This is a genomic window from Candidatus Formimonas warabiya (assembly GCF_002777255.1).
In the GTDB taxonomy this organism is placed as follows: domain Bacteria; phylum Bacillota; class Dehalobacteriia; order Dehalobacteriales; family Dehalobacteriaceae; genus Formimonas; species Formimonas warabiya.
Genome location: NZ_CP017634.1, coordinates 4,893,958 through 4,919,857 on the forward strand (window position 1 = coordinate 4,893,958; position 25,900 = coordinate 4,919,857).

Sequence of the window (25,900 nt, forward strand, 5' to 3'; positions counted from 1 at the left end):
ATAAAATTTCAGGTCTGAAAGGCACCTCATCCGGGGTGCCTTCAGCACTTTCTGTTAGTAGCGTATCCCGTCATCAATGACCGTGAAGAATCCATCCATAGGAGATTCATTTATCTAGCAATTTTGAGGCCAATTCACACCTTAAAACCGGTTTTTTTGTTGACAAAGCTTTCCTTTTGTGATAACATCATTAAATGGCTCATATTGGTTTCTTTGGGTATTTTACCAAATATGCCTGCTAAGTTGCATAAAATTATGTTTTGACGGTAAGAATATCAAGATGGAAAAATTGGCACTGAGGGGTGAGTGTTTGATGCTTAATCCTGCTGATGTTGGTACCAGAAAAAGAAGAAGTTATGCCCGCATTCAGGAAGTCCAAGACATGCCGAACCTGATTGAGGTTCAGAAAAAGTCCTATAACTGGTTTTTAGAAGAAGGATTGAAGGAAATGTTTGATGACATTTCCCCCATTCAAGATTTCACAGGCAATCTGGTCCTGGAGTTTGTGGGTTATACACTGGGTGAGTCCAAATATTCTGTTGACGACTGCAAAGAAAGAGACGTAACATATGCCGCTCCTCTACGGGTAAAGGTTCGCTTGATTAATAAGGAAACGGGCGAAGTAAAAGAACAGGAAGTCTTTATGGGTGATTTTCCTTTGATGACAGACAAAGGAACTTTTATCATTAACGGTGCGGAACGTGTCATTGTCAGCCAGCTGGTGCGTTCCCCCGGTGTCTATTATAATGAATCGATTGATCCCAGCGGTGTGAAAATTTACGGGGCCACCATTATTCCCAACCGGGGGGCCTGGTTGGAATTTGAAACGGATATTAATGAAAACATCTATGTGCGTGTGGACAGAACCAGAAAAGTGCCTGGAACCGTATTGATCCGGGCTTTAGGATACAGCCATAATGCCCAGATTCTGGATTTGTTTGAAAATGACCGGCGCGTCCAGGTGACGCTGGAAAAAGACAATACGGACTCTGAAGAAGAAGCATTGGTGGAAATTTATAAAAGGCTGCGCCCGGGAGAACCTCCCACGGTGGATTCCGCCCGTTCCCTTTTATATACTCTTTTCTTTGACCCCAAACGCTATGATTTGGGCAATGTAGGCCGGTACAAATTACATAAAAAACTGCATCATGGCGTATTAAGACGTTTTTCGGAAGACGGCAAGGTTTGGGATGATGAAAAACAAAAATATGTGGAAGGGGATCCTTCCCTCTATTCTAATGATGATTATATTAGACATCTCACGAAACCTGATATTATAGAAACCCTGCGCTGCATGCTGAAATTAATGAACGGGGACCAGAAGGCGGATGATATCGACCATTTGGGCAACCGCCGCCTTCGTTCCGTGGGAGAATTACTGCAAAATCAATTCCGCATCGGCCTTTCCCGGATGGAACGGGTGGTGCGGGAACGGATGACGATTCAGGATGCCGATGTGATCACGCCCCAAGTATTGGTAAATATTCGACCGGTGGTGGCCGCGATCAAAGAATTTTTCGGTTCCAGTCAATTATCCCAGTTTATGGACCAGACCAATCCCTTGGCAGAATTAACTCATAAACGCCGACTCAGCGCCCTGGGCCCCGGGGGACTGTCCCGGGAACGGGCCGGTTTTGAAGTGCGGGACGTACACCACTCCCACTATGGACGGATGTGCCCCATTGAAACGCCGGAAGGTCCCAACATCGGTTTGATTGGATCCTTAAGTACCTACGCCCGGATTAATGAATTTGGTTTTATTGAAACACCCTACCGGAAAGTGGATAAGGAACGGGGTGTGGTCACCGATGTGATTGACTATCTCACTGCCGATGAAGAAGACAAGTTTGTAGTGGCCCAGGCCAATGAGCTATTGGATCAAGAGGGGCGTTTTATCAATAAAAGGGTGAATGCCCGCCACGGCCACGATATTCTGGTGGTTCCTTCTGATCGGGTGGATTATATGGACGTAAGTCCCAAGCAGGTTGTTTCCGTTGCCACAGCTTTGATCCCCTTTCTGGAGCATGACGATGCCAACCGGGCCCTGATGGGCGCCAACATGCAGCGCCAGGCCGTACCTTTACTAAGGACAGATGCCCCGCTGGTGGGCACAGGGATTGAAGGGAAAACCGCCCGGGATTCGGTAGTGGTGGAATTGGCCCAGAATTCCGGTGTGGTAGAGAAAGTCACGGGGAACGAAATCGTGCTCAGGACGGACCAGGCCACCCTGGAGCGGCATAAACTGCTTAAATTCCAACGGTCCAACCAGGGCACCTGTATGAATCAGAAGCCCATCGTGCACAAAGGTCAAAAGGTGGAAAAAGGGCAGGTCGTTGCGGACGGACCCTCCACCGACCAGGGAGAATTGGCCCTGGGAAGAAATGTTCTGGTGGCCTTTATGACCTGGGAAGGTTATAACTATGAGGACGCTATTCTGCTCAGCGAGAAGCTGGTAAAAGAGGACTATTTTACCTCCATTCATATTGAAGAGTATGAATGTGATGCCCGGGATACCAAACTGGGGCCGGAAGAAATTACCCGGGATATTCCCAACGTAGGGGAAGATATTCTCAAGGATTTGGACGAAAACGGCATTATCAGAATCGGCGCCGAAGTACGTCCCGGGGATATTTTGGTAGGGAAAGTTACCCCCAAAGGAGAGACCGAACTCACCGCAGAAGAGCGGCTGCTCCGGGCCATATTCGGGGAAAAGGCCCGGGAAGTGCGGGATACCTCCTTAAGAGTGCCCCATGGGGAATCGGGAAAAGTAGTGGACGTGAAAGTTTTTTCCCGGGAAAACGGCGATGAACTGGCTCCGGGCGTAAATAAATTGGTTCGGGCTTATGTAGCCCAAAAAAGAAAAATATCCGTGGGAGACAAAATGGCGGGCCGTCACGGCAACAAAGGGGTTGTGTCCCGGATTTTACCGGAAGAGAATATGCCCTTTCTACCCGACGGCACACCGGTAGAAATCGTCCTCAATCCCTTGGGCGTACCATCCCGGATGAACATCGGACAGGTGCTGGAATGTCATTTGGGCTGGGCCGCAAAGACCTTGGGCATCCAGGTGGCCACACCGGTTTTCGATGGCGCCCGTGAGGATGATGTGCATAACACGTTAAAAGAGGCAGGTTTACCGGTCCACGGCAAAACGAGACTCTTTGACGGCAGAACGGGAGAACCCTTTGATAATGAAGTAACGGTGGGCTACCTGTATATGTTGAAACTGGCCCACCTGGTGGACGATAAAATTCATGCCCGGTCCACGGGACCCTATTCTTTGGTCACCCAGCAGCCTTTGGGCGGGAAGGCCCAATTCGGGGGCCAGCGTTTTGGAGAGATGGAGGTTTGGGCCCTGGAAGCATATGGCTCCTCTTATACCCTCCAGGAAATCCTCACCGTGAAGTCCGATGACGTGGTAGGCCGGGTGAAAACCTACGAAGCCATCGTCAAAGGGGAAAATGTTCCGGAGCCCGGGGTGCCTGAATCCTTTAAGGTTTTGATCAAAGAATTGCAAAGCCTTGGTCTGGATGTGAAGGTGCTCTCCGAAGAGGATGAAGAAATTGAAATTAAGGAAGAGGAAGAAGACATTTCCGAAACGGCCAAAGAGCTGGGCATTGATATTTTAGGGGAAGATGCGGAAGGCAAGGGTAGCGGAGAAGAAATTGAAGAGGACGAAGAGGATGAAGATTTGGAAGACGATGATTTAGAACTGGATTTGGGTAGCCTGAAGCCTTTGGCGGAGGAACCTGATGAGGAACTTGATTTTGAAGATCAAGACGACGATTTTGAAGATTTGGACTAGGTAGTGAAAAATTCCTGAAGGGAGAGAGGCCCTTGTTAGATGTTAGTAACTTTGATCGCATGCGAATTGGGCTAGCATCACCGGAACAAATTCGGCAGTGGTCCTTTGGAGAGGTGAAGAAACCCGAGACCATTAATTACCGGACATTAAAGCCGGAACGTGACGGGCTGTTCTGTGAAAAAATATTCGGCCCTACCAGGGACTGGGAGTGTCATTGCGGGAAGTACAAACGGGTACGCTATAAGGGAATTGTTTGTGACCGGTGCGGCGTTGAGGTGACCCGGTCAAAAGTACGTCGGGAAAGATTGGGGCATATAGAACTGGCTGCTCCCGTATCCCATATCTGGTATTTTAAAGGCATCCCCAGCCGGATGGGGCTATTATTGGATATGTCCCCCCGTTCCCTGGAAAAGGTCTTGTATTTTGTTTCCTATATTGTTTTAGATCCCGGGGATACCCCTTTGATGAAAAAACAACTGCTTACGGAAACAGAATACCGGGAATACCGGGAAAAATACGGCCAGCGTTTTCAAGCAGGCATGGGTGCGGAAGCCATTAAGGCCATGCTCATGGAAATGGAGCTGGAAAAACTGGCCCAGGAACTGCGTACGGAACTGAAGGAAGTAAGCGGGCAGAGAAAAATCAGAGCCATCCGGCGTTTGGAGGTCGTAGAGGCCTTCCTGATTTCCAACAACAAACCGGAGTGGATGGTTTTGGATGTGGTCCCCGTGATCCCGCCGGAATTGCGGCCCATGGTCCAGTTGGACGGAGGAAGATTCGCCACGTCGGATTTAAATGATTTATACCGGCGGGTGATTAACCGGAATAATCGCTTGAAACGGCTTTTGGATTTAGGGGCACCGGATATTATTGTGCGCAATGAGAAGCGCATGCTCCAGGAAGCGGTGGATGCTTTAATTGATAACGGGCGGCGGGGCAGACCGGTGACAGGACCGGGCAATCGTCCTTTAAAATCCTTAAGCGATATGTTAAAAGGAAAACAAGGCCGGTTCCGTCAAAACTTGCTGGGAAAACGGGTGGATTACTCGGGACGGTCCGTGATCGTGGTAGGACCGGAGCTGAAATTCCATCAGTGCGGCTTGCCTAAAGAAATGGCCTTGGAATTATTTAAGCCTTTTGTGATGAAACGGCTGGTGAATGACGGCCATGCCCATAATATCAAGAGCGCCAAAAGAATGGTGGAAAGAGTTCGTCCGGAAGTATGGGACGTACTGGAGGAAGTGATTAAGGAGCACCCAGTCTTGCTGAACCGTGCTCCAACCTTACACCGCTTAGGTATTCAGGCTTTTGAGCCGGTTTTGGTGGAGGGACGCGCCCTGCAAATTCACCCCCTGGTATGCACGGCCTATAACGCCGACTTCGACGGAGACCAGATGGCTGTTCACGTACCCCTGGCGGCAGAAGCGCAGGCGGAGGCCCGTCTCTTGATGCTGTCCGCCTATAATATTCTCAACCCCAAAGATGGCCGTCCGGTGGCGGTTCCTACCCAGGACATGGTCCTTGGTTCTTATTACTTGACCGCGGTTAAGGAAGGGGCAAAAGGAGAAGGCAAGGCTTTTGTTGGCTATAATGAGGCTTACCTGGCCTATCTGAACGGAGTCGTGGATTTGCATGCCAGGATCATTGTGCCGAAGCCTGTGGAGTGGGACTTCAGTATTGAAAATAAACAAGAAAAAGAGTTTGAAATAGACGAATATGGCCGGTTTAAAAAGTTTGAAACCACTGTGGGCAGACTAATTTTTAATTATGAAATTCCATTACCCCGGGCATTGGGCTACTACAACAGCGAGGTCGATAAAAAAACCTTGGGGAAAATTGTGGACCGATGTTACCGGAAGATGGGAATTTCTGCCGCGGCCCAATTGATTGACGGTATTAAAAAGCTTGGGTTTACCTATTCCACCCGGGCCGGAATAACCATTGGGGTGAGCGATATTCAGGTTCCTGAAGCCAAGAAAGAGATTATGGCCAATTCGGAAGCAACCGTGGAACAGGTGGAAGATCAGTACCGCCGCGGTTTGATTACGGAAGAGGAGCGTTATCAGAAAGTAATCGGGGTCTGGAACCAGGCCACGGAAGATGTCACAAAGGCCTTAATGGCCCATCTGGATAAATTTAACCCCATCTTTATGATGGCCAACTCCGGGGCCCGGGGTAATGTGCAGCAGATCCGGCAGCTGGCTGGAGCCCGTGGCTTAATGGCCGACCCTTCCGGGCGCATTATCGACCTGCCCATCAAAGCCAATTTCCGGGAAGGTTTAACGGTACTGGAGTTTTTCATCTCCACCCACGGCGCCAGAAAAGGTTTGGCAGATACCGCACTGCGGACGGCCGACTCCGGTTATTTGACCCGTCGTTTGGTGGATGTGGCCCAAGATGTGATCGTCCGGGAAGACGACTGCGGCGATACCCAAGGGGTCTGGGTCGATGAAATTAAAGATGTGGAGCCTTTGGCCGAGCGGATTGAAGGCAGGATTGCCAATAAGGAGATTATCGATGAACGTACCGGTGAAGTATTGGCGTCTCCCGGGATGGAAATAAGTGAAGAAAAAGCCAACCAAATTGAGGCCTACCTGAGTACCTTGCCTGTGGAAAAACGGAAAGTAAACATCCGCTCCGTGCTCACCTGCCGGACCAAATACGGCGTGTGCCGGAAGTGTTATGGACGGAACCTGGCCACAGGATCATCGGTAGATATCGGGGAAGCGGTGGGCATTATTGCTGCCCAGTCCATCGGGGAGCCGGGAACCCAGTTGACCATGAGAACTTTCCATACCGGTGGGGTAGCCGGGGACGATATTACTCAAGGTTTGCCCCGGGTGGAGGAATTATTTGAAGCCAGAAAACCCAAAGGTCAAGGGATCATTGCGGAAACCGACGGGGAAGTCAAGGTTTTTGAGAACAAAGGAAAACGGGAAATCAGGATTTTCCGGGACGGAGAAGAAAAAGACAGCTATTCCGTTCCTTATGGCTCCCGGCTAAAGGTATATGACGGACTCTGGGTGGAAGCAGGGGATGAGCTGACCGAGGGTTCGGTGAACCCCCATGATTTGCTCAAGGTGAAAGGGATTCGCGGGGTTCAGATGTATCTTTTAAGAGAGGTTCAAAGGGTATACCGGCTTCAGGGTGTGGACATCAATGATAAGCATATTGAAGTGATGATCCGGCAGATGCTGAAAAAGGTAAAGATTGAGGAATCAGGAGATACCGGCTTGCTCCCGGGTGCCCTGGTGGATAGTTTTGAATTTGAAGCGAAAAACCAGGAAGCTCTGGACCAAATGCTGCAGCCGGCCATGGCCCGTCCGGTGCTGTTGGGTATTACCAAGGCGTCTTTGGCCACGGATTCCTTCTTGTCTGCCGCTTCCTTCCAGGAAACAACCAGGGTTTTGACGGATGCGGCCATTAAAGGCAAGGTAGACCCCCTCTTGGGGTTGAAAGAAAATGTGATCATTGGGAAACTAATTCCTGCGGGTACCGGCATGTCCCGTTACCGTAATATCAAAGTGTTATCTCCGGATCAGATGGAAGAAGCGGAAGTGTCTCCATCTTGACACCAATAGTGGGAAATGATAATATATAAAAGTGTGCTATGCGAGGAGGTTAAGCAATGAACCTTGACCTACTGAAAAGAAGCAATAAGAGTGTAGGCACCAAGCAGGCGATCAAAGCAGTACAAAAGGGTTTGGCAGTTCAGGTTCTGATTGCGGAAGACGCTGAGTCCCATATTGTCACACCTTTATATGAATTGTGCGCGGAAAAAAATGTGGAAGTAATCAAAGTCGATTCTATGGCAGCACTTGGAAAAGCATGCGGCATTGATGTGGGAACAGCTTCAGTAGCCATCTTAAAATAAAGATTTTGCATAAGTGTTGTCGACCCGGGAAGGAGGTGGAGTTTTTGCCAACTATCAGCCAACTGGTGAGAAAAAGCAGAGAAACGATGGAGAAAAAATCAACGGCTCCTGCATTGAAGGAGTGCCCGCAAAAAAGAGGTGTTTGTACCAGGGTTTATACGACCACGCCGAAAAAGCCTAATTCTGCTTTAAGAAAAGTAGCCCGGGTACGTTTAGTAAACGGGGTAGAAGTAACCGCATATATTCCGGGGATTGGCCATAATCTTCAGGAACACTCTGTGACCCTGGTAAGGGGTGGTAGGGTGAAAGATTTACCTGGTGTTCGTTATCATGTTGTTCGAGGCGCTTTGGATACGGCCGGCGTCAATAATCGGCTTCAGGCCAGGTCCAAGTATGGAACAAAAAGACCGAAAGCAAAAACAAAAAAATAGGTCCTCATTAAAAAAGGTGCCGTGACGCAAAAAACCGCCCCCCTTGCGGGCCGGTGTTTTTGCATGTACAACGAGGATGACCGAAAAACAAGAGACAAAGGGGGGAATTGAATGCCAAGAAGAGGAAATGTACAAAGAATTGAAATACTCGCTGATCCGGTTTATCACAGCAAAACGGTGACGAAATTTATTAACCAGATTATGCTTGATGGGAAGAAAAGTACGGCAGAGGCCATTGTTTACGGGGCCTTTGACATGATTCAAAGTAAAACGGGAAAAGACCCTTTAGAGGTTTTTGACGCCGCGATGAAGAATGTGATGCCGGTACTGGAAGTAAAGGCCCGCAGAGTGGGGGGCGCCAACTACCAGGTCCCGATTGAGGTGCGGTCTGACCGCAGACAGACTTTGGGCATCCGTTGGATGGTCAATTATGCCCGGAAACGCGGCGGCAAAAGTATGGAAGAAAAAATTGCCGGTGAATTGATGGATGCCGCAAATAACACCGGTGCCTCGGTGAAAAAAAGAGAAGACACACATAAGATGGCGGAAGCCAACAAGGCTTTTGCGCATTATCGCTGGTAAAGGTTTACTGGCAGCAGGGTAAGGGCAGTTAAGGAGGATCTTCATGGGTAGGGAATTTACACTCGAAAATACACGAAATATTGGCATTATGGCACACATCGACGCCGGAAAGACAACCACGACGGAACGGATCTTGTTTTACACAGGCCGGGTCCACCGCATTGGGGAAGTGCACGATGGTGCTGCAACGATGGATTGGATGGTGCAGGAACAGGAACGAGGTATTACGATCACCTCCGCTGCTACTACTTGTCACTGGAAGGGTCATCGGGTTAACATTATAGATACGCCAGGCCACGTGGACTTCACTGTGGAAGTGGAACGGTCTCTCCGGGTTTTGGACGGTGCCGTGGCGGTTTTCTGCTCTGTAGGCGGAGTGGAACCCCAATCGGAGACTGTCTGGAGACAGGCGGACCGTTATGGCGTACCTAGAATTGCTTATATTAATAAAATGGACCGGATCGGTGCAGATTTTTTCCGGGGTATGGATATGATCAGGGAAAGATTGGGTGCAAATCCGGTGGCGATCCAATTGCCCATAGGGGTAGAGGATCAATTTAGAGGGATTGTGGATCTAGTCAGGAATAAGGCTATTTTTTACGTGGATGATTTAGGGACAAAAAGTAATGAAACCGATATTCCTGCAGATATGTGGGAAATGGTGGCGGAATACCGGGAAAAACTCCTGGAAGCAGTTGCCGAAACCAATGAGGAGCTGATTGAGAAATATCTGGGCGGGGAAGAACTCACCGAAGAGGAAATCAAGGATGCCCTCCGGGAAGCAACGGTTCAGGTGAAGATTATTCCCGTATTGTGCGGTTCTTCTTTTAAGAATAAAGGCGTACAGCCTCTTTTGGATGCCGTGGTAGATTATTTGCCTTCTCCCTTGGATGTACCTGCGATTCGGGGAGTCGATCCTGAGAGTGAGATGGAAGCCATCCGGCATTCCAGCGATACGGAAGCATTTGCCGCCCTGGCTTTTAAGATTATGACCGATCCTTATGTAGGGAAGCTGACCTTTTTCCGGGTTTATTCCGGCATTGTGAAAAGCGGATCCTATGTGTATAATTCCACGAAGGGGAAAAAGGAACGGATCGGACGGCTGCTCCAGATGCATGCCAATCATAGGGAAGAAATTCAGGAGGCTTATGCAGGAGATATTTTAGCCGCCGTAGGACTAAAGGATACCACTACCGGGGATACCCTGTGTGAGGAGACCAAACCGGTGATTTTAGAATCCATGGATTTTCCGGAGCCGGTAATTGATGTGGCCATTGAGCCCAAGACCACGGCCGACCAGGAAAAAATGAGCCTGGCGCTGCAAAAACTTTCTGAAGAAGATCCCACCTTTCGGGTACGGGGTGACCAGGAAACAGGACAGACCATTATTTCCGGAATGGGGGAACTGCATTTAGAAATCATTGTGGACCGCTTGCTGCGGGAGTTCCGGGTTGATGCCAACGTGGGTAAACCGCAGGTAGCATACCGGGAAACCATCCGCGCCACGGTCAAGTCGGTGGGACGGTTTGTACGCCAGTCCGGGGGACATGGCCAGTACGGCCATTGTGTGGTGGAGTTCTCCCCCTTAGAGCCTGGATCAGGATTCCAATTTGAAAGTAAGATTGTGGGCGGGGTCATACCCAAAGAGTATATTACCCCGGTGGAGTCCGGCATCAGAGAGGCTATGGGCAACGGGATTCTCGCCGGTTTCCCGGTTGTTGATATCAAGGCGGTACTGGTTGACGGGTCCTATCATGAAGTGGATTCATCGGAAATGGCCTTTAAGATTGCCGGGTCTCTTGCTTTTAAAGAAGGCACCAGGAAGGCGGCCCCGGTCATTTTGGAACCGATTTTTAAACTGGAAGTAACCGTTCCGGATGAATATATGGGCGAAGTGATCGGCGACTTAAATTCCCGGCGGGGCCGGGTGGAAGGAATGGAGCCCAGAAACGGGGTTCAGGTGATCAGAGGATATGTACCTCTGTCCGAAATGTTTGGCTACGCCACTGATCTCAGGTCGAAAACCCAGGGGCGGGGCGTTTATGTGATGCAGTTTGCCCGGTATGAGGAAGTTCCCAAAAATATTGCGGAAACTATCGTGGCAAAACGGCAAGGATAAAAATTTTTAGTGGGCAAAACCTAAAAATAAATTTATTTGTTAATGATATGGAGGGAAAAATTCATGGCAAAACAGAAATTTGAAAGAACGAAGCCACACGTAAACGTGGGCACCATCGGTCACGTGGACCATGGCAAAACCACATTGACTGCAGCGATTACCATTTGTTTATCAAAGGTAGGGGGTGCCGTAGCTACGGCCTATGACCAGATTGACGCGGCGCCGGAAGAAAAAGCAAGAGGAATCACCATCAACACCGCTCACGTGGAATATCAGACGGAAAAAAGACACTATGCCCACGTAGACTGCCCGGGACACGCGGACTATGTAAAGAACATGATCACCGGCGCAGCCCAGATGGACGGCGCGATTCTGGTGGTATCGGCCGCTGACGGCCCCATGCCCCAGACCCGGGAACATATTCTCCTGGCCCGTCAGGTAGGGGTACCCTACATTGTGGTATTCCTGAACAAAGCAGACCAGGTTGATGATCCTGAATTGATGGAACTGGTAGAAATGGAAGTGCGGGAGCTCTTATCCGAATACGAATTTCCGGGAGACGACATTCCCATTATCGCCGGATCCGCCCTCAAGGCCATGGAATGCGGCTGCGGCAAAAAAGAGTGCGAGGCCTGCGGCGCGATTTGGAAGCTGATGGATGCGGTAGATGAATACATTCCCACTCCGGAACGGGATAAAGACAAACCCTTTTTAATGCCTATTGAAGATGTCTTCACCATTACGGGCCGGGGCACAGTGGTTACCGGTCGTGTGGAAAGAGGCCAGGTGAAGGTGGGAGATACCGTCCACATCGTCGGGTTAATGGAAGAAAAGAAACAGACGGTGGTCACCGGTGTGGAAATGTTCCGGAAATTATTAGACTATGCAGAGGCAGGAGACAACGTGGGATGTCTGTTAAGAGGTGTAGAGCGCAAAGAAGTGGAGCGGGGACAAGTATTGGCTAAGCCGAACAGCATCCATCCCCACACCAAATTCCAAGGGGAAGTATACGTGCTGACCAAAGAAGAAGGCGGACGCCATACGCCGTTCTTCAATGGATACCGTCCCCAGTTCTATTTCCGGACCACAGACGTGACGGGAGTGGCTCATCTTCCCGAAGGAGTGGAAATGGTGATGCCGGGAGACAATATCCGGATGAACATCGAACTGATCACACCCATTGCCATTGAAGAAGGACTGCGCTTCGCCATTCGTGAAGGCGGCCGTACCGTTGGCGCCGGTGTCGTCACAGGTATTGTGAACGACTAAGAAGAGATTTTCCGGATAGGATGAGGCTGGAAGCACCGTGCTTCCTGCCTCAGGCTTTAGTTTCAGGAACGCGATGAGGTGAAAGGTTGCGTGGGAAACGGAAATTTTCACAGAGCAGGTCCGTAAATAAATCGGGCGAAGAGGAGGTTATGAAATGGCCAAGCAAAAAATCCGCATTAGGTTGAAAGCATTCGATCATAAAATATTGGATCAGTCCGCGGAAAAAATTGTGGACACGGCAAAGAGAACCGGAGCGCTGGTTTCCGGACCGATCCCGTTGCCAACGGAGAAAAATATTTATACCATTTTACGTTCCCCCCATGTGAATAAGGATTCCCGGGAACAATTTGAAATGAGGACCCATAAACGTTTAATCGATATTTTGGAACCAACTCCCAAAACCGTAGATTCTTTGATGAGGCTGGATTTGCCGGCAGGAGTTGATATTGAGATTAAACTTTAATCTTTCTGAGGGAACGCGTGGATGCGTGGACAAAGAAAGAAGGAAAACAAGCGAGCAATGCCGGTTTCGACCGGTATCTAGCAAGTGAAACGGAGGTGGGATCATGGCAAAAGTGATTCTAGGCAAAAAGATTGGTATGACTCAAGTTTTCAGTCAGGATGGCAGGATTATTCCGGTGACGGCAATTGAAGCAGGGCCTTGCATCATTGAGCAGGTGAAAGCGGAAGCAACAGATGGATATAACGCCATTCAGATTGGTTATGGGGAAATTAAGAACAAAAATGTCAATAAAGCCATGAAAGGGCATTTTGCTAAGGCCGGTACGTCTCCCGTGCGTTTCTTGCGGGAACTGCGGGTGGAAAATCCCGGACAGTATCAGGTGGGACAGAATATCGATGTCTCAGTTTTTCAAGCGGGTGATAAGGTAGATGTGATGGGGGTATCCAGGGGGAAAGGCTTTGCCGGCACCATTAAGAGATGGAATTTTGCCCGGGGTCCCATGGCCCATGGTTCGAAAAATCATCGTCGCCCGGCATCGGCAGGAGCGAAAGGTCCGGCCCGGGTATTCAAAGGCAAAAAGTCACCCGGACGCTTAGGCGGCGCCAGAGTGACCGTACAGAATTTGGAAGTCGTGAAAGTTGACCCGGAAAGAAACCTGCTCTTAATCAAAGGTGCTGTACCTGGTCCCAAACAAGGACTGGTGATGGTGAAAACCGCGGTGAAAGCAGGCTAAGAGACCCGTAGGAAAGGAGGGCTAACATGCCTAAGGTAGCAGTATATAATATGCAGGGAAGCCAGGTAGGCGAACTGGAACTGAATGATAATGTCTTTGGAGTAACCGTAAATACCCATTTGCTGCATCAGGCGGTTGTGAGCAACCAAGCATCGTTGCGGCGCGGGACTCATGCCACCAAGACACGGGCTGAGGTTTCAGGCGGCGGCAAGAAACCATGGAGACAAAAGGGGACGGGACGGGCCCGGGTGGGATCCAGCAGAAATCCTGTTTGGACCGGGGGCGGCATTGCCTTCGGACCCCAGCCACGGCAATACGGTTTTAAGATGCCGAGAAAAACCCGGCGTTTGGCTTTAAAATCGGCTTTGACAGATAAAGTGAATAACGGCAACCTGGTTGTTTTAGAAGAATTAACCATGAATGAGCCCAAAACAAAAGAGATGGTTCAGGTATTAAACGCCCTAGAGGCGGTGAATGCTTTAGTAGTCATCGGCGACCATGACGAAAACGTCGTGAAGTCGGCGCGAAATATTGCGGGAGTGACTCCCGTCCAGGCAATAGGCATCAATGTATATAATATTTTAGCCCACAAAAAGCTGGTTATGACCAAGGATGCAGTTGCCAAAGTTGAGGAGGTGCTTGCCGATGCGTAATCCTCATGATGTTTTGATTAAACCTCTGGTTTCTGAAAAATCCATCAGTCTGATGGAACAAAACAAATATCCTTTTATCGTTGACAAGAATGCCAATAAAGTAGAAATCAAACATGCAGTTCAGGAATTGTTCAAAGTGACTGTGCTAAATGTCACAACAATGACGGTCAAGGGAAAAATGAAAAGAATGGGCAGGTATATTGGAAAAAGACCTGACCGGAAAAAAGCTATTGTGACCTTGAAACCCGGTGATAAAATTGAGGTTTTTGAAGGTCTGTAAGGCGACGGTATAGGAGGGAGTATTGTATGGGAATAAAAAGTTATAGGCCCACCTCGGCCGGACGACGGGGGATGACGGTTTCCACCTTTGAGGAAATTACGAAAGTTAGACCGGAAAAATCTCTCACCGAGCCTCTGAAAAAGACAGGCGGACGGAACAACCAGGGCCGGTTAACCACCCGGCATCATGGCGGAGGGCATAAGCAACTTTACCGAATCATCGATTTTAAAAGAGATAAGGATGGTATTCCGGCCCGAGTAGCCGGTATTGAGTACGATCCGAACCGGACCGCTAATATTGCTCTTTTACATTATGTGGACGGCGAAAAAAGATACATCCTTGCCCCCCAAGGCCTCTCTCTGGGTGATACGGTAATTTCCGGCCCGGATGCGGATATTAAAACAGGGAATGCTTTACCGCTTTTGAACATTCCGGTCGGTACCATTGTGCATAATGTGGAACTTCGTCCCGGGGTAGGAGGGCGCATGGTGCGCACGGCGGGCGGCGCGGCCCAGTTAATGGCCAAGGAAGGCAATTATGCTACCTTAAGAATGCCTTCCGGCGAAATGCGCATGGTGCTGATTCGTTGTAAAGCCACCATCGGCCAGGTCGGTAATTTGGATCAAGAGAATATTACCATGGGAAAAGCGGGACGATCCAGATGGCTGGGCATCAGGCCTACCGTCCGTGGTGTGGTGATGAATCCGGTGGACCATCCGCACGGCGGTGGGGAAGGACGTTCCCCGGTCGGGCGCAATCCGGTTACTCCGTGGGGTAAGCCGGCCCTAGGCGCGAAAACCCGGAAGAAGAAAAAAACATCTGAGAAACTGATTGTGAAACATCGTGGGTCAAAATAAATACCAGACCGCAGTGGGCTAGTTTGGTACTGCGGGACGGTAACCACTGTTGAAGGGAGGCAATTGTTTCTATGGGTAGATCATTAAAAAAAGGACCATATTGTGAAGAGAGCCTATTGGCCAAGATCGATAAGATGAATGGAACAGGTGACAAAAAAGTAATCAAGACATGGTCACGCCGTTCTACAATATTTCCTCAGATGGTAGGACACACCCTGGCGGTACATGACGGCCGGAAGCATGTTCCTATCTATATTACGGAAGATATGGTAGGGCATAAGCTGGGTGAATTTGCACCCACCCGTCTATTTAAAGGCCATGGTTCCCATACGGAAAGGTCTACTGCATTGAAGTAGTCATTTTGACTGAAGTGATACTCTGAATTGAGAGGGGGTTATCTTGTGGAAAGCAAAGCAGTGGCAAAATATATTCGCATTTCTCCCCGTAAGGTCCGTCAGGTCGTGGATTTAATCCGGGGCAAAAAGGTGGATGAAGCAGCAGCCATTTTAAAATTGCTGCCGAACCGGGCCACAGAGCCCGTAAGCAAAGTTTTAAAGTCTGCGGTGGCCAATGCGGAACATAATGCCAGTTTAAACCGGGATGATTTAATTGTTTCCCAGGCTTTTGTGGACCAGGGACCGAGTTTGAAACGGTTTAAGCCCAGAGCCATGGGACGGGCGGATCGCATGTTAAGGCGCACCAGCCATATTACCGTGATCGTTGGGGAAAGGAAGGAGGCTTAATTAGTGGGTCAGAAAGTGCATCCGAAGGGATTACGTCTTGGCATCATTAAGGACTGGGACGCCAAGTGGTACTCCCAAAAGGATTATCGAAAACTGCTTCATGAAGATTTTAGAGTCAGAAAATTTGTCAAAGAAAAATTATTTGCTTCCGGTATTTCCCGGGTGGAGATTGAGCGAGCGGCCAACCGGGTCAAAGTAAATATTTTTACGGCGAAGCCCGGGATTGTCATCGGCCGGGGCGGCGCGGAAGTGGAAAATCTGAAAAAACAATTGGAAGCCCTGACCGGGAAACGGGTCAATATTAACATTTCGGAAGTGAAGAAACCGGAATTGGATGCCCAGCTTGTCGCGGAAAGTGTGGCCAGCGCGTTGGAAAAACGGATTGCTTTCCGGCGGGCCATGAAACAATCTGTTTCCCGCACCATGCGCATGGGCGCCGAAGGAATAAAAATTATGTGTGCCGGTCGTTTAGCCGGTGCGGAAATTGCCCGTACCGAATGGTACGCCGAGGGAAAAGTGCCTCTGCATACCCTGCGTGCCGATATTGATTACGGTTTTGCCGAGGCCAATACCACTTATGGTAAGATCGGTGTCAAGGTCTGGATTTATAAAGGTGAGGTTCTTCCGGAGAAGGAAATTAAGAAGCAAGCTGTGGAGGGAGGCGAGTAATCCAATGTTAATTCCGAAAAGAGTAAAGTATCGCCGCCAACACCGTGGACGTATGGCAGGAAAAGCAAACAAGGGAAACCATGTGGCCTTTGGCGAATATGGGCTGCAGGCTGTGGAACCGGGTTGGATCACCAGCCGTCAGATTGAGGCTGCCCGTATTGCCATGACCCGTTTTATTAAACGTGGCGGTAAGGTTTGGATTAAAATTTTCCCGCACAAACCAGTAACGGTTAAACCTGCTGAAACCCGTATGGGTAGTGGTAAAGGGTCTCCAGAGTACTGGGTCGCAGTCGTGAAGCCAGGACGGATCCTGTTTGAAATGGCTGGGGTTACGGAAGAGATTGCCAAAGAAGCCATGAGATTGGCCCAACACAAACTGCCCATTAAAACCAAGTTTGTATATCGTGAAGAAACGGGCGGTGAAGTAGATGAAAACTAAAGAGATTCGTGATTTGACCAATGAAGAATTGGTGAAAAAGATCGCTGATTTGAAAGGTGAACTGTTTAATTTGCGTTTTCGTTTAGCCACCGGGCAATTGGATAATCCCATGGGCATTCGGGATGTCAAAAAGACCATTGCCAAGGTGCAAACGGTGATTCGGGAACGGGAATTAAAGGGCGCTCGGATATAACCAGGAGCTGGGCGGAAAGGAGGAAGGTACTTTGACCGAGAGAACAACCCGGAAAACGCGTATCGGCCATGTGGTGAGCGATAAAATGGACAAAACAGTTGTGGTTCGTGTAGAAACGCGGGTGCGTCATCCGCTTTACGGCCGTATTATCAAACAAAGTAAAAAGTTTAAAGCCCATGATGAGAATAATGAATCCCGCATCGGGGATAAGGTGAGGATCATGGAAACCAGACCGCTGTCCAAGGAGAAACGCTGGAGAGTGGTGGAGATTATGGAAAAAGCACCAATTGTATAAGAAGGTAATTTGCGGGAAAGAAAGGGGGCGGCGTTCATGATACAAGCCGAAACCAGATTAAAAGTCGGAGACAACACCGGTGCAAAAGAACTTCTTTGCATTAAAGTTCTTGGCGGCTCAAAACGGCGTTATGCTACGGTGGGCGATATTATTATTTGTTCGGTTAAAGAAGCGACACCTGGGGGCGTTGTTAAGAAGGGTGAGGTAGTGAAAGCGGTTGTTGTCCGCACGCACAAAGAGATTAAACGCCCTGACGGCTCCTATATTCGATTTGACGAGAATGCCGGCGTCATCATCAATGATGCCGGGCAGCCTAGAGGAACCCGTATTTTTGGCCCGGTCGCCCGGGAACTTCGGGAAAAGAATTTTATGAAAATTGTCTCCTTAGCGCCGGAAGTATTATAATCTCAGGCTTGTGAGACAATGGGAGGTGAAGCGAATTGGCAAATCCTAAGGTGCATGTGAAAAAAGGCGACACCGTTTTAGTGATCACCGGTAAAGATGCCGGAAAGAAAGGCAAGATTCTGGAAGTGCAGCCGAAAAAAAGCCGGGTCATCGTGGAAGGGATGAATATCGTGAAACGTCATACCAAACCTACCCAGGCGGCTCCCCAAGGCGGTATTGTGGAGAAAGAGGCTGCAATGGCCAGTTCCAATGTGATGCTTTTTTGCCCCAAGTGCAACAAGCCCACAAAAATTGCCAAAAAAGAAATGCCAAACGGTGCGTTTCTGCGTCAATGCAAACATTGTGGTGAAGTATTTGAAAAGTAATTCCGGAGAAAGGAGGTTCTTTCTGTGGCAAGAATGAAAGAAAAGTACGTAAAAGAAATCCGGCCTGCTCTTCAGGAAAAGTTTGGATATAAAAATGTGATGGAAATTCCCAAGATGGAAAAGGTTGTCATTAACATGGGTTTAGGAGAAGCAATCCAAAATCCCAAAGCACTGGATGCGGCCGTTCATGATTTAACTGCCATTGCAGGACAAAAACCGGTGATCACCCGGGCGAAAAAATCCATTGCCGCCTTTAAGGTGAGAACGGGAATGCCCATCGGGTGCAAAGTGACCCTGCGCGGCGACCGTATGTATGAATTTATCGACAAGCTGATTTCTGTTTCCCTTCCTCGGGTGCGCGACTTTAAAGGTGTATCGCCCAAGGCTTTTGACGGCAGAGGCAATTATACCCTGGGGTTAAAGGAACAATTGATCTTTCCGGAAATAGAATATGACAAAATTGACAAACTGCGCGGTATGGAAGTGGGGTTTGTCACATCGGCCCGCACAGATGAAGAATGTCGGGAACTTTTAAGGTTAATGGGAATGCCTTTTCAAGCATAGCCATCCCAACCATTTCAAATAAGGAGGGAAAAATGTGGCTAAAAAATCAATGATCACCAAGCAGCAGCGTCAGCCGAAATTCAGCGTGAGAGGATATAATCGCTGTCAGATCTGCGGTCGTCCTCATGCGTATATGCGTAAATTCGGAATGTGCCGTATTTGCTTCCGGCACCTAGCGTATAAAGGGGAAATCCCCGGTGTCACGAAGTCTAGTTGGTAAGGGATGCCATGGAAGGAGGTAGTTAAATAATGGTTATGACAGATCCGATTGCCGATTTCTTAACCAGAATCCGCAATGCCAATACAGTGTATCAGGATAAGGTAGAAATCCCTGCGTCCAGGACCAAGCAAGGATTAGCCGACATCCTGAAAGAAGAGGGATTTATTAAAGATGTCGAATTTGTCGAAGACGGCAAGCAAGGAATCCTGAGACTTTACCTGAAGTATGGAGCAAACAGGGAAAAGGTAATTACCGGGTTAAAAAGAATCAGCAAACCCGGTTTAAGAGTTTATGCAAAGAGAGATCAAGTGCCTAAAGTGTTAGGTGGTCTTGGCATTGCTGTAGTTTCCACTTCCAAAGGCTTAATGACCGATAAGCAAGCCCGCAAAGAAGGCTTGGGTGGAGAGGTAATTTGCTACGTATGGTAAGCACGGCAAGATGAATCTTGTATTTGGCACAAAAAGTTGCGGATTAGTTTTGCATAGGAGGTGTGAACATGTCCAGAATTGGAAGAATGCCCATTATAGTTCCTGCGGGAGTTCATGTAGAGTTGGACGGGAATACTGTGAAAGTAAAAGGACCGAAAGGGCATCTGGTGCGAGAATTCCATCCTGAGATTTCCATTCAGCTGGAAGAAGGTAAAATTTTGGTAACCAGGCCTTCCGACAGTAAGAATCACCGGTCCCTGCACGGTTTAACCCGGGCTCTGTTGAACAATATGGTTACCGGCGTCACAAAAGGATTTGAAAAAAAACTGGAATTGGTAGGAGTTGGTTACCGGGCGTCGAAACAAGGGAATAAACTTGTTCTCAACGTAGGATATTCCCACCCGGTGGAAATGGATCCCGGCGCTGATTTAAGCGTTGAGGTGCCGGCTCCCACAAAGATTTCCGTATTGGGAATCGATAAGGAAAAGGTGGGCGCATTTGCGGCAAATATCCGGGCGGTACGTGAGCCTGAACCATACAAGGGGAAAGGGATCAAGTATGAAGGGGAACGGATCAAGCGGAAAGCCGGAAAAGCGGGAGTTAAAAAGTAATGTGAGCCCGACTCGTTTAAGGAAGGGAGTGACCAGCGTTGTATAAAAGGATTGACCGAAAAGCCATCCGTACAAAGAAGCATCTGCGCATCAGGAAAAAAATCACCGGGACGGCGGAATTTCCCCGGTTAGCAGTGTACCGCAGCGCTAAACATATTTATGCTCAAATTATCGATGATCAAAAAGGTGTTACTTTGGTCGCAGCCTCCACCCTGGATCCTGATTTAAAAGGGCAGTTCGGCGGCAATAAAGAAGCAGCTAAAAAGGTAGGAATGCTCACGGCGCAGAAAGCTTTGGCAAAAGGGATCAAAAACGTGGTTTTTGATCGAGGCGGCTTAATTTATCATGGCAGAATCGCCGCATTAGCCGAAGGTGCTAGGGAAGGCGGCCTGGAATTTTAATTTCGGGAAAAGGAGGGAAATTGATGACAAGAATTAACGCAAGTAACCTGGAGCTGAGCGAAAAAGTGGTTAATATTAACCGGGTTGCCAAGGTCGTAAAGGGTGGTCGGCGCTTTAGCTTTAGTGCCCTGGTAGTCGTGGGAGACGGCCAAGGTACCGTGGGCGCCGGTTTAGGAAAGGCTGGAGAAGTACCTGAAGCGATTCGCAAGGGTATTGAAGATGCCAAGAAGAATATGATTAATGTGCCCCTGGTTAATGCCACCATTCCCCATGAGGTCGTGGGAAACTTTGGGGCCGGGAAAGTTCTATTGAAACCTGCCGCAGAAGGTACCGGCGTAATTGCCGGAGGTCCTGTACGTGCGGTGCTGGAGTTGGCCGGCATGAGAAATATTTTAACCAAGTCACTGGGTTCCAATAATGCCATTAATATGGTCCAGGCTACCATGGAAGGACTCAAATCCCTGAAAAAAGCGGAAGAAGTGGCAAAATTGCGGGGCAAATCCGTAGAAGAATTGTTGGGCTAGGGGGGATATGACGTGGCTAAGCAATTGAAAATCACCCTTGTAAAAAGTTTGATCGGTTATGAGAAAAGTCAGCGGGAAACCGTGAAGTCTCTGGGATTGGGGAAATTGAACAGTTGGGCAATCCAAAAGGATACACCGGATATTCGTGGTAAAATCAATACCGTACCACACCTGGTCAGAGTGGAAGAAATTGAAGCATAACAACACATTTCCGAGGGAGGTGTAACGATGAATCTAAGCGAGTTAAGACCTGCTCCAGGATCAAAGCCCAAAGCTACCAGGGTAGGAAGAGGGATCGGCTCCGGCTTAGGCAAGACCTCAGGCCGGGGACACAAAGGCCAGAAAGCCCGGTCCGGCGGTGGGGTGCGGCCAGGTTTTGAGGGCGGACAAATGCCTTTGCATCGCCGGTTGCCCAAGAGGGGATTCACAAATATCTTTAAGAAAGAAATTGTCAATGTGAATCTGGATGATCTCAACCTGTTTGAACAGGGGACCACAGTTACTCCGGAATTACTGGTGGAAGCAGGTATTATTAAATCTGTCAAGGATGGCGTGAAAGTACTTGCGAATGGAGAAATTGAGAAAGCACTCACGGTTCAAGTTCATGGGTGCAGTAAATCAGCCGCAGAAAAGATTGCTGCCGCTGGTGGAAAAGTAGAGGTGATTTAGGGTGCTGTCAACTCTGCAGAGCGCATGGAAGCTGGATGAATTACGGAGAAAGATCCTTTTTACGATGGGAATGTTTCTCGTCTTCAGGATCGGGGCGCACATTCCGGTACCGGGCGTTGATTCGGAGGCTTTGAAAGGTTTACTGAACCAAAATATTTTCGGGTTTATCGATGTGGTATCCGGGGGAGCCTTTAAGAAATTTACGGTGTTCGCAATGGGGATCATGCCTTATATTAATGCGTCTATCATCATGCAGCTGTTGACGGTGGTTGTTCCCTATTTCGAAAAGCTGGCCAAAGAAGGCCAAGAAGGAAGAAAAAAGATGGTCCAGTTTACCAGGTACGGCACCGTCGTTTTAGGCTTTCTTCAGGCCGTAGGAATGTCCTTTTATCTCAAAGGAGCGCTGGTACATCCCAACTTCTTTTCCTATGCGGTGATTGCCATCACACTGACCGCAGGAACGGCATTTCTGATGTGGATGGGCGAGCTGATTACGGAAAAGGGTATTGGAAATGGGATCTCGTTGATTATTTTTGCCGGGATTGTTTCCCGACTACCTTCAGGAATTAATACCATGGTCCAATATTTGAAGCAAGGGGAAACCAATATTTTTGCCGTCCTTGCTTTCCTGGTCATTGCCGTGGTGATTATTGCAGGCGTGGTGGCCATGCACGAGGGCCAGAGGCGGATTCCTGTTCAGTATGCGAAACGAGTAGTGGGACGTAAAGTGTATGGAGGGCAAAGCACCCATATCCCTCTCAAGGTCAATCAGGCAGGGGTTATTCCCGTGATCTTTGCCATGTCGATTCTCATGTTTCCCACCACGATTGCCGGATTCTTTCCTAATAATGGGGTGGCTGCGTGGATATCGCACGTGTTAAGTTTTAGGCATCCTGTTTACATGCTGCTGTACAGTTTGCTCATTATCTTTTTTACCTATTTTTATACTGCGGTTACTTTCAATCCCACTGATGTCGCAGACAACATGAAAAAATACGGGGGCTTCATTCCGGGATTGCGTCCGGGAAAACCTACAGCGGAATATATTGACCGTGTCCTGACCCGTATTACCTTAGCAGGTGCTGTTTTTCTGGCTTTTATTGCGCTCCTGCCGAATCTGGTTATGGCGATCACCGGTTTAAACCTTTATTTTGGCGGCACGTCATTGCTGATTTGTGTCGGCGTAGCGTTAGAGACCATGAAACAATTGGAGTCCCATTTGTTGATGCGGCATTACCAGGGATTTATGAAATAATGAGGGTGTAACCGGTATAACAAGGAGGGGAAATAAAAAATGCGTCTGATTCTTTTGGGCCCCCCTGGGGCAGGTAAGGGTACCCAAGCGGAAACCCTGATCGAAAAGCTTGCGATTCCCCACATTTCCACAGGCGATATGTTTCGCAAAGCCATTAAGGAAGGGACCGGACTGGGGAAAAAAGCCAAGGAGTATATGGATGCAGGACAACTGGTTCCCGATGAGGTGACCATTGGGATCGTCAAAGAAAGGATTTCTCAGGCAGATTGTGCCGGGGGATTTTTGCTGGACGGCTTTCCCCGTACCGTGAACCAGGCTGAAGCATTGGACCATATTTTGCAAGAGATGAATTTGACCTTGGATGCCGTGATTAATATTGAAGTTCCCAAAGAGAAGCTGGTGGGCCGATTAACGGGCCGGCGCGTGTGCAAAACATGCGGGGCTACCTATCATTTAATTTTTAATCCGCCTCTCCAGCAAGACAAATGTGATAAATGCGGGGCAGAACTTTACCAGCGGGCGGACGACAGCGAGGAAACGGTTGTGAACAGGTTAAACGTTTATGAACAGCAAACAGCTCCTCTCATTGAATTCTATGGGACCAAGGGTATTCTCAAAACGATTAACGGTGACCAGCCGATTGATCAGGTTTTGGGGGATATCGGCAAAAACCTGGGGAGAAATTGGGCGTGATTACACTTAAATCTGACAAACAAGTGGATTTGATGAGAGAAGCAGGGCGCATCGTCGCGGAAACCCATCAGTTATTGGCCAAGATGATTCATCCAGGCATTACCACCAAGGATTTGGATGAAGCAGCGGAAGAGTATATCCGAAGCAGAGGGGCAATTCCCGCATTCAAAGGCTATAACGGTTTTCCGGCCACGATTTGTGCCTCTGTTAACGATGAGGTCGTTCACGGCATACCAGGTTTAAGGAAATTGGAAAGTGGAGATATTATTAGTATTGACATCGGGGCGGTAAAAAATGGATATTATGGGGATGCCGCCAGGACTCACCCCATCGGCATAGTCTCGGAGGAAAAATTACGATTGCTCCAGGTTACCGAGAAAAGCTTCTGGGAAGGAATCAAGTATGCGATACCGGGGAATCGCCTCAGTGATATCTCCCACGCGATTCAAACCTTTGTAGAAAAGCAGGGCTTTTCCGTCGTGCGCGACTATGTAGGCCATGGTATCGGAAGAGAGATGCATGAAGAGCCCCAAATACCTAATTTTGGTAGGCCGGGGCACGGCCCCAGGCTGGCGAAAGGCATGACGCTTGCCGTTGAGCCTATGGTCAACATGGGTACCTATAAAGTAAGGACTTTACTGGACAACTGGACGGTGGTTACGGAAGACGGACAGTGTTCGGCCCACTTTGAACATACAATTGCCATCACGGCGTCAGATCCGGAAATTTTGACGAAGCTTTAAAGTGAGGTAAATGGTATGGAAAAGAGGATCATGGTTGGCCAGATAGTAAAATCCAAATCCGGGCGCGATCAAGGCAGGTATTTTCTCGTTTCTAGGATATCACCGGAACAAAAGTCGGTTTTCTTGGTTGATGGGGACAAAAGACTGTTAAACAATCCCAAGAAAAAAAATCTTTGCCATGTTCAGGTTACAAAAATGATTGCACGAGAAATCGCGGAGAAAATACAAAAAGGTGTTGCACCATGCGACCAGGAAATTAAAAGGTATCTAAAGGAGTCTAAGGTTGACTGAAGAATCAGGGTTGAGGTACAAGGAGGTTGGTAAGCGGATGTCAAAGCAAGATGCCATAGAGGTTGAAGGTACCGTGATTGAGCCTCTGCCAAACGCCATGTTTACGGTAGAGCTGGCAAACGGACATCGGGTATTGGCCCATGTATCCGGAAAGATTCGCATGAATTTTATTCGGATTCTTCCTGGAGATAAGGTGATTGTGGAAGTAAGTCCCTACGATTTAAAAAGAGGTCGGATTATCTATCGGTATAAATAAGTTTCTCATTAATTTGATTTTATAAAACGTAAAATAAATTAATTTATGAATTATTTAGATCGATATGAAATACGTACCTAATCCGTGTAAAGGGGGGTCAACGTTGAAAGTCAGAGCTTCGGTGAAAACGATTTGTGAAAAATGTAAAATTATCAAACGGAGAGGCAAAGTAATGGTGATTTGCGAAAACGCCAAGCATAAGCAGAAGCAGGGCTAGTCACACGACGCAAAGCATTATTTTGAGGCTTCGATTAAATTAATGGAGGTGCATAAGTTACATGGCACGTATTGCTGGCGTGGATCTACCCCGGGATAAACGGGCGGAAATTGCGCTTACCTATATTTACGGCATAGGCCTTTCAACTTCTCAGAGAGTGCTTACCCAGGCAGGAGTCAATCCCGATACCCGGGTGCGTGACCTTACGGAGGATGAGGTAGGCCGGATCAGGGAAATTATTGATAAGACTTGCCAGGTGGAAGGCGATCTTCGACGGGAGATTGCGTTAAATATTAAGCGTCTCATGGAAATCGGATGTTACCGGGGCATTCGTCACCGCCGGGGTCTTCCGGTGCGGGGACAAAAGACAAAAACCAACGCCCGGACCCGAAAAGGTCCCAAGCGGACGGTAGGAGTAAAACGTAAGAAGTAATGGAAAGGAGGCCGGTGAGAATTGGCGCGAAGACAAACACGCAGGAAAAAGGAACGAAAAAATGTTGAGTATGGAGTGGCCCATATTCAGTCAACTTTTAATAACACCTTGGTTTTGATTACAGACAAAGTAGGGAATGCCATTTCCTGGTCCAGTGCCGGGTCAATGGGATTTAAGGGATCGAGAAAGAGCACCCCCTTTGCGGCTCAAATGGCGGCAGAGACTTGTGCCAAAGAAGCTATGGAACACGGCATGAGACATGTGGAATGTTTGGTGAAGGGTCCTGGCGCGGGCCGTGAAGCCGCAATTCGATCATTACAGGCAGCCGGCTTGGAAGTAAGCATGATTAAGGATGTTACTCCCATACCTCATAATGGTTGCAGACCACCGAAAAGAAGAAGAGTATAGGAGGTACAGTGT

35 protein-coding genes are annotated in these 25,900 nt (G+C 48.6%); all 35 read left to right on the plus strand.

The annotated features are described in order from the left end of the window. The first annotated feature begins 313 nt into the window (after positions 1-313). The 35 genes from rpoB to rpsK all read left to right on the plus strand — a co-directional run bounded on the left by rpoB (position 314) and on the right by rpsK (position 25,888). Complete coding sequence (rpoB, locus tag DCMF_RS22255; protein WP_148136452.1) at positions 314-3,805, plus strand: DNA-directed RNA polymerase subunit beta; 3,492 nt, start codon at positions 314-316, stop codon at positions 3,803-3,805. A 32-nt stretch (positions 3,806-3,837) separates the two neighbouring features. Beyond that, positions 3,838-7,377 carry a DNA-directed RNA polymerase subunit beta' gene (gene rpoC, locus DCMF_RS22260; protein WP_148136453.1) on the plus strand — a complete coding sequence of 1,180 codons (3,540 nt, stop codon included), beginning with the start codon at positions 3,838-3,840 and terminating at the stop codon, positions 7,375-7,377. A gap of 56 nt (positions 7,378-7,433) precedes the next feature. Then, the gene (locus DCMF_RS22265; RefSeq protein WP_148136454.1) at positions 7,434-7,679 is read left to right on the plus strand and encodes a ribosomal L7Ae/L30e/S12e/Gadd45 family protein; all 246 of its coding nucleotides are present in this window, start codon (positions 7,434-7,436) and stop codon (positions 7,677-7,679) included. Positions 7,680-7,723: 44 nt separating this feature from the next. Then, on the plus strand, positions 7,724-8,110 hold the full coding sequence (gene rpsL / locus DCMF_RS22270; protein ID WP_148136455.1) for a 30S ribosomal protein S12: 387 nt from the start codon (positions 7,724-7,726) through the stop codon (positions 8,108-8,110). A 111-nt stretch (positions 8,111-8,221) separates the two neighbouring features. Next, entirely contained in the window at positions 8,222-8,692 is a 471-nt protein-coding gene (gene rpsG, locus DCMF_RS22275; protein ID WP_148136456.1) for a 30S ribosomal protein S7, read from the plus strand. A 43-nt stretch (positions 8,693-8,735) separates the two neighbouring features. Beyond that, entirely contained in the window at positions 8,736-10,811 is a 2,076-nt protein-coding gene (fusA, locus tag DCMF_RS22280) for an elongation factor G (protein WP_148136457.1), read from the plus strand. Between the two features lie 63 nt (positions 10,812-10,874). Next, positions 10,875-12,080 (plus strand): elongation factor Tu, encoded by a 1,206-nt coding sequence (gene tuf, locus DCMF_RS22285; protein WP_148136458.1) that lies wholly within the window; start codon positions 10,875-10,877, stop codon positions 12,078-12,080. A 154-nt stretch (positions 12,081-12,234) separates the two neighbouring features. Further along, complete coding sequence (gene rpsJ, locus DCMF_RS22290; protein WP_148136459.1) at positions 12,235-12,543, plus strand: 30S ribosomal protein S10; 309 nt, start codon at positions 12,235-12,237, stop codon at positions 12,541-12,543. Positions 12,544-12,646: 103 nt separating this feature from the next. Further along, on the plus strand, positions 12,647-13,276 hold the full coding sequence (rplC, locus tag DCMF_RS22295; RefSeq protein ID WP_148136460.1) for a 50S ribosomal protein L3: 630 nt from the start codon (positions 12,647-12,649) through the stop codon (positions 13,274-13,276). A 26-nt stretch (positions 13,277-13,302) separates the two neighbouring features. Next, the gene (gene rplD, locus DCMF_RS22300; protein WP_148136461.1) at positions 13,303-13,929 is read left to right on the plus strand and encodes a 50S ribosomal protein L4; all 627 of its coding nucleotides are present in this window, start codon (positions 13,303-13,305) and stop codon (positions 13,927-13,929) included. Continuing rightward, entirely contained in the window at positions 13,922-14,209 is a 288-nt protein-coding gene (gene rplW / locus DCMF_RS22305) for a 50S ribosomal protein L23 (RefSeq protein ID WP_148136462.1), read from the plus strand. Before rplD ends, rplW begins: the two co-directional genes overlap by 8 nt. A 26-nt stretch (positions 14,210-14,235) precedes the next feature. After that, positions 14,236-15,066, plus strand: a complete 831-nt coding sequence (rplB, locus tag DCMF_RS22310; RefSeq protein ID WP_148136463.1) for a 50S ribosomal protein L2 — start codon at positions 14,236-14,238, stop codon at positions 15,064-15,066. Positions 15,067-15,137: 71 nt separating this feature from the next. Then, positions 15,138-15,422 carry a 30S ribosomal protein S19 gene (gene rpsS / locus DCMF_RS22315; protein ID WP_148136464.1) on the plus strand — a complete coding sequence of 95 codons (285 nt, stop codon included), beginning with the start codon at positions 15,138-15,140 and terminating at the stop codon, positions 15,420-15,422. Between the two features lie 45 nt (positions 15,423-15,467). After that, positions 15,468-15,809, plus strand: coding sequence for a 50S ribosomal protein L22 (gene rplV, locus DCMF_RS22320; protein ID WP_148136465.1), 342 nt, complete (start codon positions 15,468-15,470; stop codon positions 15,807-15,809). Positions 15,810-15,812: 3 nt separating this feature from the next. Beyond that, positions 15,813-16,478, plus strand: coding sequence for a 30S ribosomal protein S3 (gene rpsC / locus DCMF_RS22325; RefSeq protein ID WP_148136466.1), 666 nt, complete (start codon positions 15,813-15,815; stop codon positions 16,476-16,478). 4 nt (positions 16,479-16,482) lie between these two features. Beyond that, positions 16,483-16,917, plus strand: coding sequence for a 50S ribosomal protein L16 (gene rplP / locus DCMF_RS22330; protein ID WP_148136467.1), 435 nt, complete (start codon positions 16,483-16,485; stop codon positions 16,915-16,917). Continuing rightward, positions 16,907-17,110, plus strand: coding sequence for a 50S ribosomal protein L29 (gene rpmC / locus DCMF_RS22335; RefSeq protein ID WP_148136468.1), 204 nt, complete (start codon positions 16,907-16,909; stop codon positions 17,108-17,110). Before rplP ends, rpmC begins: the two co-directional genes overlap by 11 nt. 31 nt (positions 17,111-17,141) lie before the next feature. Beyond that, on the plus strand, positions 17,142-17,405 hold the full coding sequence (rpsQ, locus tag DCMF_RS22340; protein WP_148136469.1) for a 30S ribosomal protein S17: 264 nt from the start codon (positions 17,142-17,144) through the stop codon (positions 17,403-17,405). Positions 17,406-17,441: 36 nt separating this feature from the next. Further along, entirely contained in the window at positions 17,442-17,810 is a 369-nt protein-coding gene (gene rplN, locus DCMF_RS22345; protein WP_148136470.1) for a 50S ribosomal protein L14, read from the plus strand. Between the two features lie 35 nt (positions 17,811-17,845). Further along, complete coding sequence (gene rplX, locus DCMF_RS22350; protein ID WP_214658811.1) at positions 17,846-18,175, plus strand: 50S ribosomal protein L24; 330 nt, start codon at positions 17,846-17,848, stop codon at positions 18,173-18,175. A 24-nt stretch (positions 18,176-18,199) separates the two neighbouring features. Beyond that, positions 18,200-18,739, plus strand: a complete 540-nt coding sequence (rplE, locus tag DCMF_RS22355; RefSeq protein ID WP_148136471.1) for a 50S ribosomal protein L5 — start codon at positions 18,200-18,202, stop codon at positions 18,737-18,739. 34 nt (positions 18,740-18,773) lie between these two features. Then, positions 18,774-18,959, plus strand: coding sequence for a type Z 30S ribosomal protein S14 (locus tag DCMF_RS22360; RefSeq protein ID WP_148136472.1), 186 nt, complete (start codon positions 18,774-18,776; stop codon positions 18,957-18,959). A 29-nt stretch (positions 18,960-18,988) separates the two neighbouring features. Beyond that, positions 18,989-19,387, plus strand: a complete 399-nt coding sequence (gene rpsH / locus DCMF_RS22365) for a 30S ribosomal protein S8 (RefSeq protein WP_148136473.1) — start codon at positions 18,989-18,991, stop codon at positions 19,385-19,387. A 68-nt stretch (positions 19,388-19,455) separates the two neighbouring features. After that, the gene (gene rplF / locus DCMF_RS22370; protein ID WP_148136474.1) at positions 19,456-19,998 is read left to right on the plus strand and encodes a 50S ribosomal protein L6; all 543 of its coding nucleotides are present in this window, start codon (positions 19,456-19,458) and stop codon (positions 19,996-19,998) included. A gap of 38 nt (positions 19,999-20,036) precedes the next feature. Then, the gene (rplR, locus tag DCMF_RS22375; RefSeq protein ID WP_148136475.1) at positions 20,037-20,399 is read left to right on the plus strand and encodes a 50S ribosomal protein L18; all 363 of its coding nucleotides are present in this window, start codon (positions 20,037-20,039) and stop codon (positions 20,397-20,399) included. Positions 20,400-20,422: 23 nt separating this feature from the next. Continuing rightward, positions 20,423-20,923, plus strand: coding sequence for a 30S ribosomal protein S5 (rpsE, locus tag DCMF_RS22380; protein WP_148136476.1), 501 nt, complete (start codon positions 20,423-20,425; stop codon positions 20,921-20,923). Between the two features lie 12 nt (positions 20,924-20,935). Continuing rightward, the gene (gene rpmD, locus DCMF_RS22385) at positions 20,936-21,124 is read left to right on the plus strand and encodes a 50S ribosomal protein L30 (protein WP_148136477.1); all 189 of its coding nucleotides are present in this window, start codon (positions 20,936-20,938) and stop codon (positions 21,122-21,124) included. 27 nt (positions 21,125-21,151) lie between these two features. Further along, positions 21,152-21,592: a 50S ribosomal protein L15 gene (gene rplO / locus DCMF_RS22390; RefSeq protein WP_148136478.1), complete on the plus strand. Its 441-nt coding sequence runs from the start codon at positions 21,152-21,154 to the stop codon at positions 21,590-21,592. Between the two features lies 1 nt (position 21,593). Then, a complete protein-coding gene (gene secY, locus DCMF_RS22395) occupies positions 21,594-22,847 on the plus strand; it encodes a preprotein translocase subunit SecY (RefSeq protein ID WP_148136479.1) in 1,254 nt (417 codons plus the stop codon). Between the two features lie 39 nt (positions 22,848-22,886). Continuing rightward, complete coding sequence (locus DCMF_RS22400) at positions 22,887-23,540, plus strand: adenylate kinase (protein ID WP_148136480.1); 654 nt, start codon at positions 22,887-22,889, stop codon at positions 23,538-23,540. Continuing rightward, positions 23,537-24,283 carry a type I methionyl aminopeptidase gene (gene map, locus DCMF_RS22405; protein WP_148136481.1) on the plus strand — a complete coding sequence of 249 codons (747 nt, stop codon included), beginning with the start codon at positions 23,537-23,539 and terminating at the stop codon, positions 24,281-24,283. Before DCMF_RS22400 ends, map begins: the two co-directional genes overlap by 4 nt. 328 nt (positions 24,284-24,611) lie before the next feature. Further along, positions 24,612-24,830: a translation initiation factor IF-1 gene (gene infA, locus DCMF_RS22410; protein WP_148136482.1), complete on the plus strand. Its 219-nt coding sequence runs from the start codon at positions 24,612-24,614 to the stop codon at positions 24,828-24,830. Positions 24,831-24,933: 103 nt separating this feature from the next. Continuing rightward, the gene (rpmJ, locus tag DCMF_RS22415; protein WP_148136483.1) at positions 24,934-25,047 is read left to right on the plus strand and encodes a 50S ribosomal protein L36; all 114 of its coding nucleotides are present in this window, start codon (positions 24,934-24,936) and stop codon (positions 25,045-25,047) included. A gap of 61 nt (positions 25,048-25,108) precedes the next feature. After that, on the plus strand, positions 25,109-25,480 hold the full coding sequence (gene rpsM / locus DCMF_RS22420; RefSeq protein WP_148136484.1) for a 30S ribosomal protein S13: 372 nt from the start codon (positions 25,109-25,111) through the stop codon (positions 25,478-25,480). Positions 25,481-25,501: 21 nt separating this feature from the next. Beyond that, a complete protein-coding gene (gene rpsK / locus DCMF_RS22425; RefSeq protein ID WP_148136485.1) occupies positions 25,502-25,888 on the plus strand; it encodes a 30S ribosomal protein S11 in 387 nt (128 codons plus the stop codon). Positions 25,889-25,900: the final 12 nt, after the last annotated feature.

Bases quoted from the DNA above. Each gene is read 5' to 3' on its own strand.
- rpoB (WP_148136452.1), top strand. From the start codon at position 314: ATGCTTAATCCTGCTGATGTTGGTACCAGAAAAAGAAGAAGTTATGCC.
- DCMF_RS22265 (WP_148136454.1), top strand. From the start codon at position 7,434: ATGAACCTTGACCTACTGAAAAGAAGCAATAAGAGTGTAGGCACCAAG.
- rpsG (WP_148136456.1), top strand. From the start codon at position 8,222: ATGCCAAGAAGAGGAAATGTACAAAGAATTGAAATACTCGCTGATCCG.
- fusA (WP_148136457.1), top strand. From the start codon at position 8,736: ATGGGTAGGGAATTTACACTCGAAAATACACGAAATATTGGCATTATG.
- tuf (WP_148136458.1), top strand. From the start codon at position 10,875: ATGGCAAAACAGAAATTTGAAAGAACGAAGCCACACGTAAACGTGGGC.
- rpsJ (WP_148136459.1), top strand. From the start codon at position 12,235: ATGGCCAAGCAAAAAATCCGCATTAGGTTGAAAGCATTCGATCATAAA.
- rplC (WP_148136460.1), top strand. From the start codon at position 12,647: ATGGCAAAAGTGATTCTAGGCAAAAAGATTGGTATGACTCAAGTTTTC.
- rplD (WP_148136461.1), top strand. From the start codon at position 13,303: ATGCCTAAGGTAGCAGTATATAATATGCAGGGAAGCCAGGTAGGCGAA.
- rplW (WP_148136462.1), top strand. From the start codon at position 13,922: ATGCGTAATCCTCATGATGTTTTGATTAAACCTCTGGTTTCTGAAAAA.
- rplB (WP_148136463.1), top strand. From the start codon at position 14,236: ATGGGAATAAAAAGTTATAGGCCCACCTCGGCCGGACGACGGGGGATG.
- rpsS (WP_148136464.1), top strand. From the start codon at position 15,138: ATGGGTAGATCATTAAAAAAAGGACCATATTGTGAAGAGAGCCTATTG.
- rplP (WP_148136467.1), top strand. From the start codon at position 16,483: ATGTTAATTCCGAAAAGAGTAAAGTATCGCCGCCAACACCGTGGACGT.
- rpmC (WP_148136468.1), top strand. From the start codon at position 16,907: ATGAAAACTAAAGAGATTCGTGATTTGACCAATGAAGAATTGGTGAAA.
- rplN (WP_148136470.1), top strand. From the start codon at position 17,442: ATGATACAAGCCGAAACCAGATTAAAAGTCGGAGACAACACCGGTGCA.
- rpsH (WP_148136473.1), top strand. From the start codon at position 18,989: ATGGTTATGACAGATCCGATTGCCGATTTCTTAACCAGAATCCGCAAT.
- rplF (WP_148136474.1), top strand. From the start codon at position 19,456: ATGTCCAGAATTGGAAGAATGCCCATTATAGTTCCTGCGGGAGTTCAT.
- rpsE (WP_148136476.1), top strand. From the start codon at position 20,423: ATGACAAGAATTAACGCAAGTAACCTGGAGCTGAGCGAAAAAGTGGTT.
- rplO (WP_148136478.1), top strand. From the start codon at position 21,152: ATGAATCTAAGCGAGTTAAGACCTGCTCCAGGATCAAAGCCCAAAGCT.
- DCMF_RS22400 (WP_148136480.1), top strand. From the start codon at position 22,887: ATGCGTCTGATTCTTTTGGGCCCCCCTGGGGCAGGTAAGGGTACCCAA.
- infA (WP_148136482.1), top strand. From the start codon at position 24,612: ATGTCAAAGCAAGATGCCATAGAGGTTGAAGGTACCGTGATTGAGCCT.
- rpsM (WP_148136484.1), top strand. From the start codon at position 25,109: ATGGCACGTATTGCTGGCGTGGATCTACCCCGGGATAAACGGGCGGAA.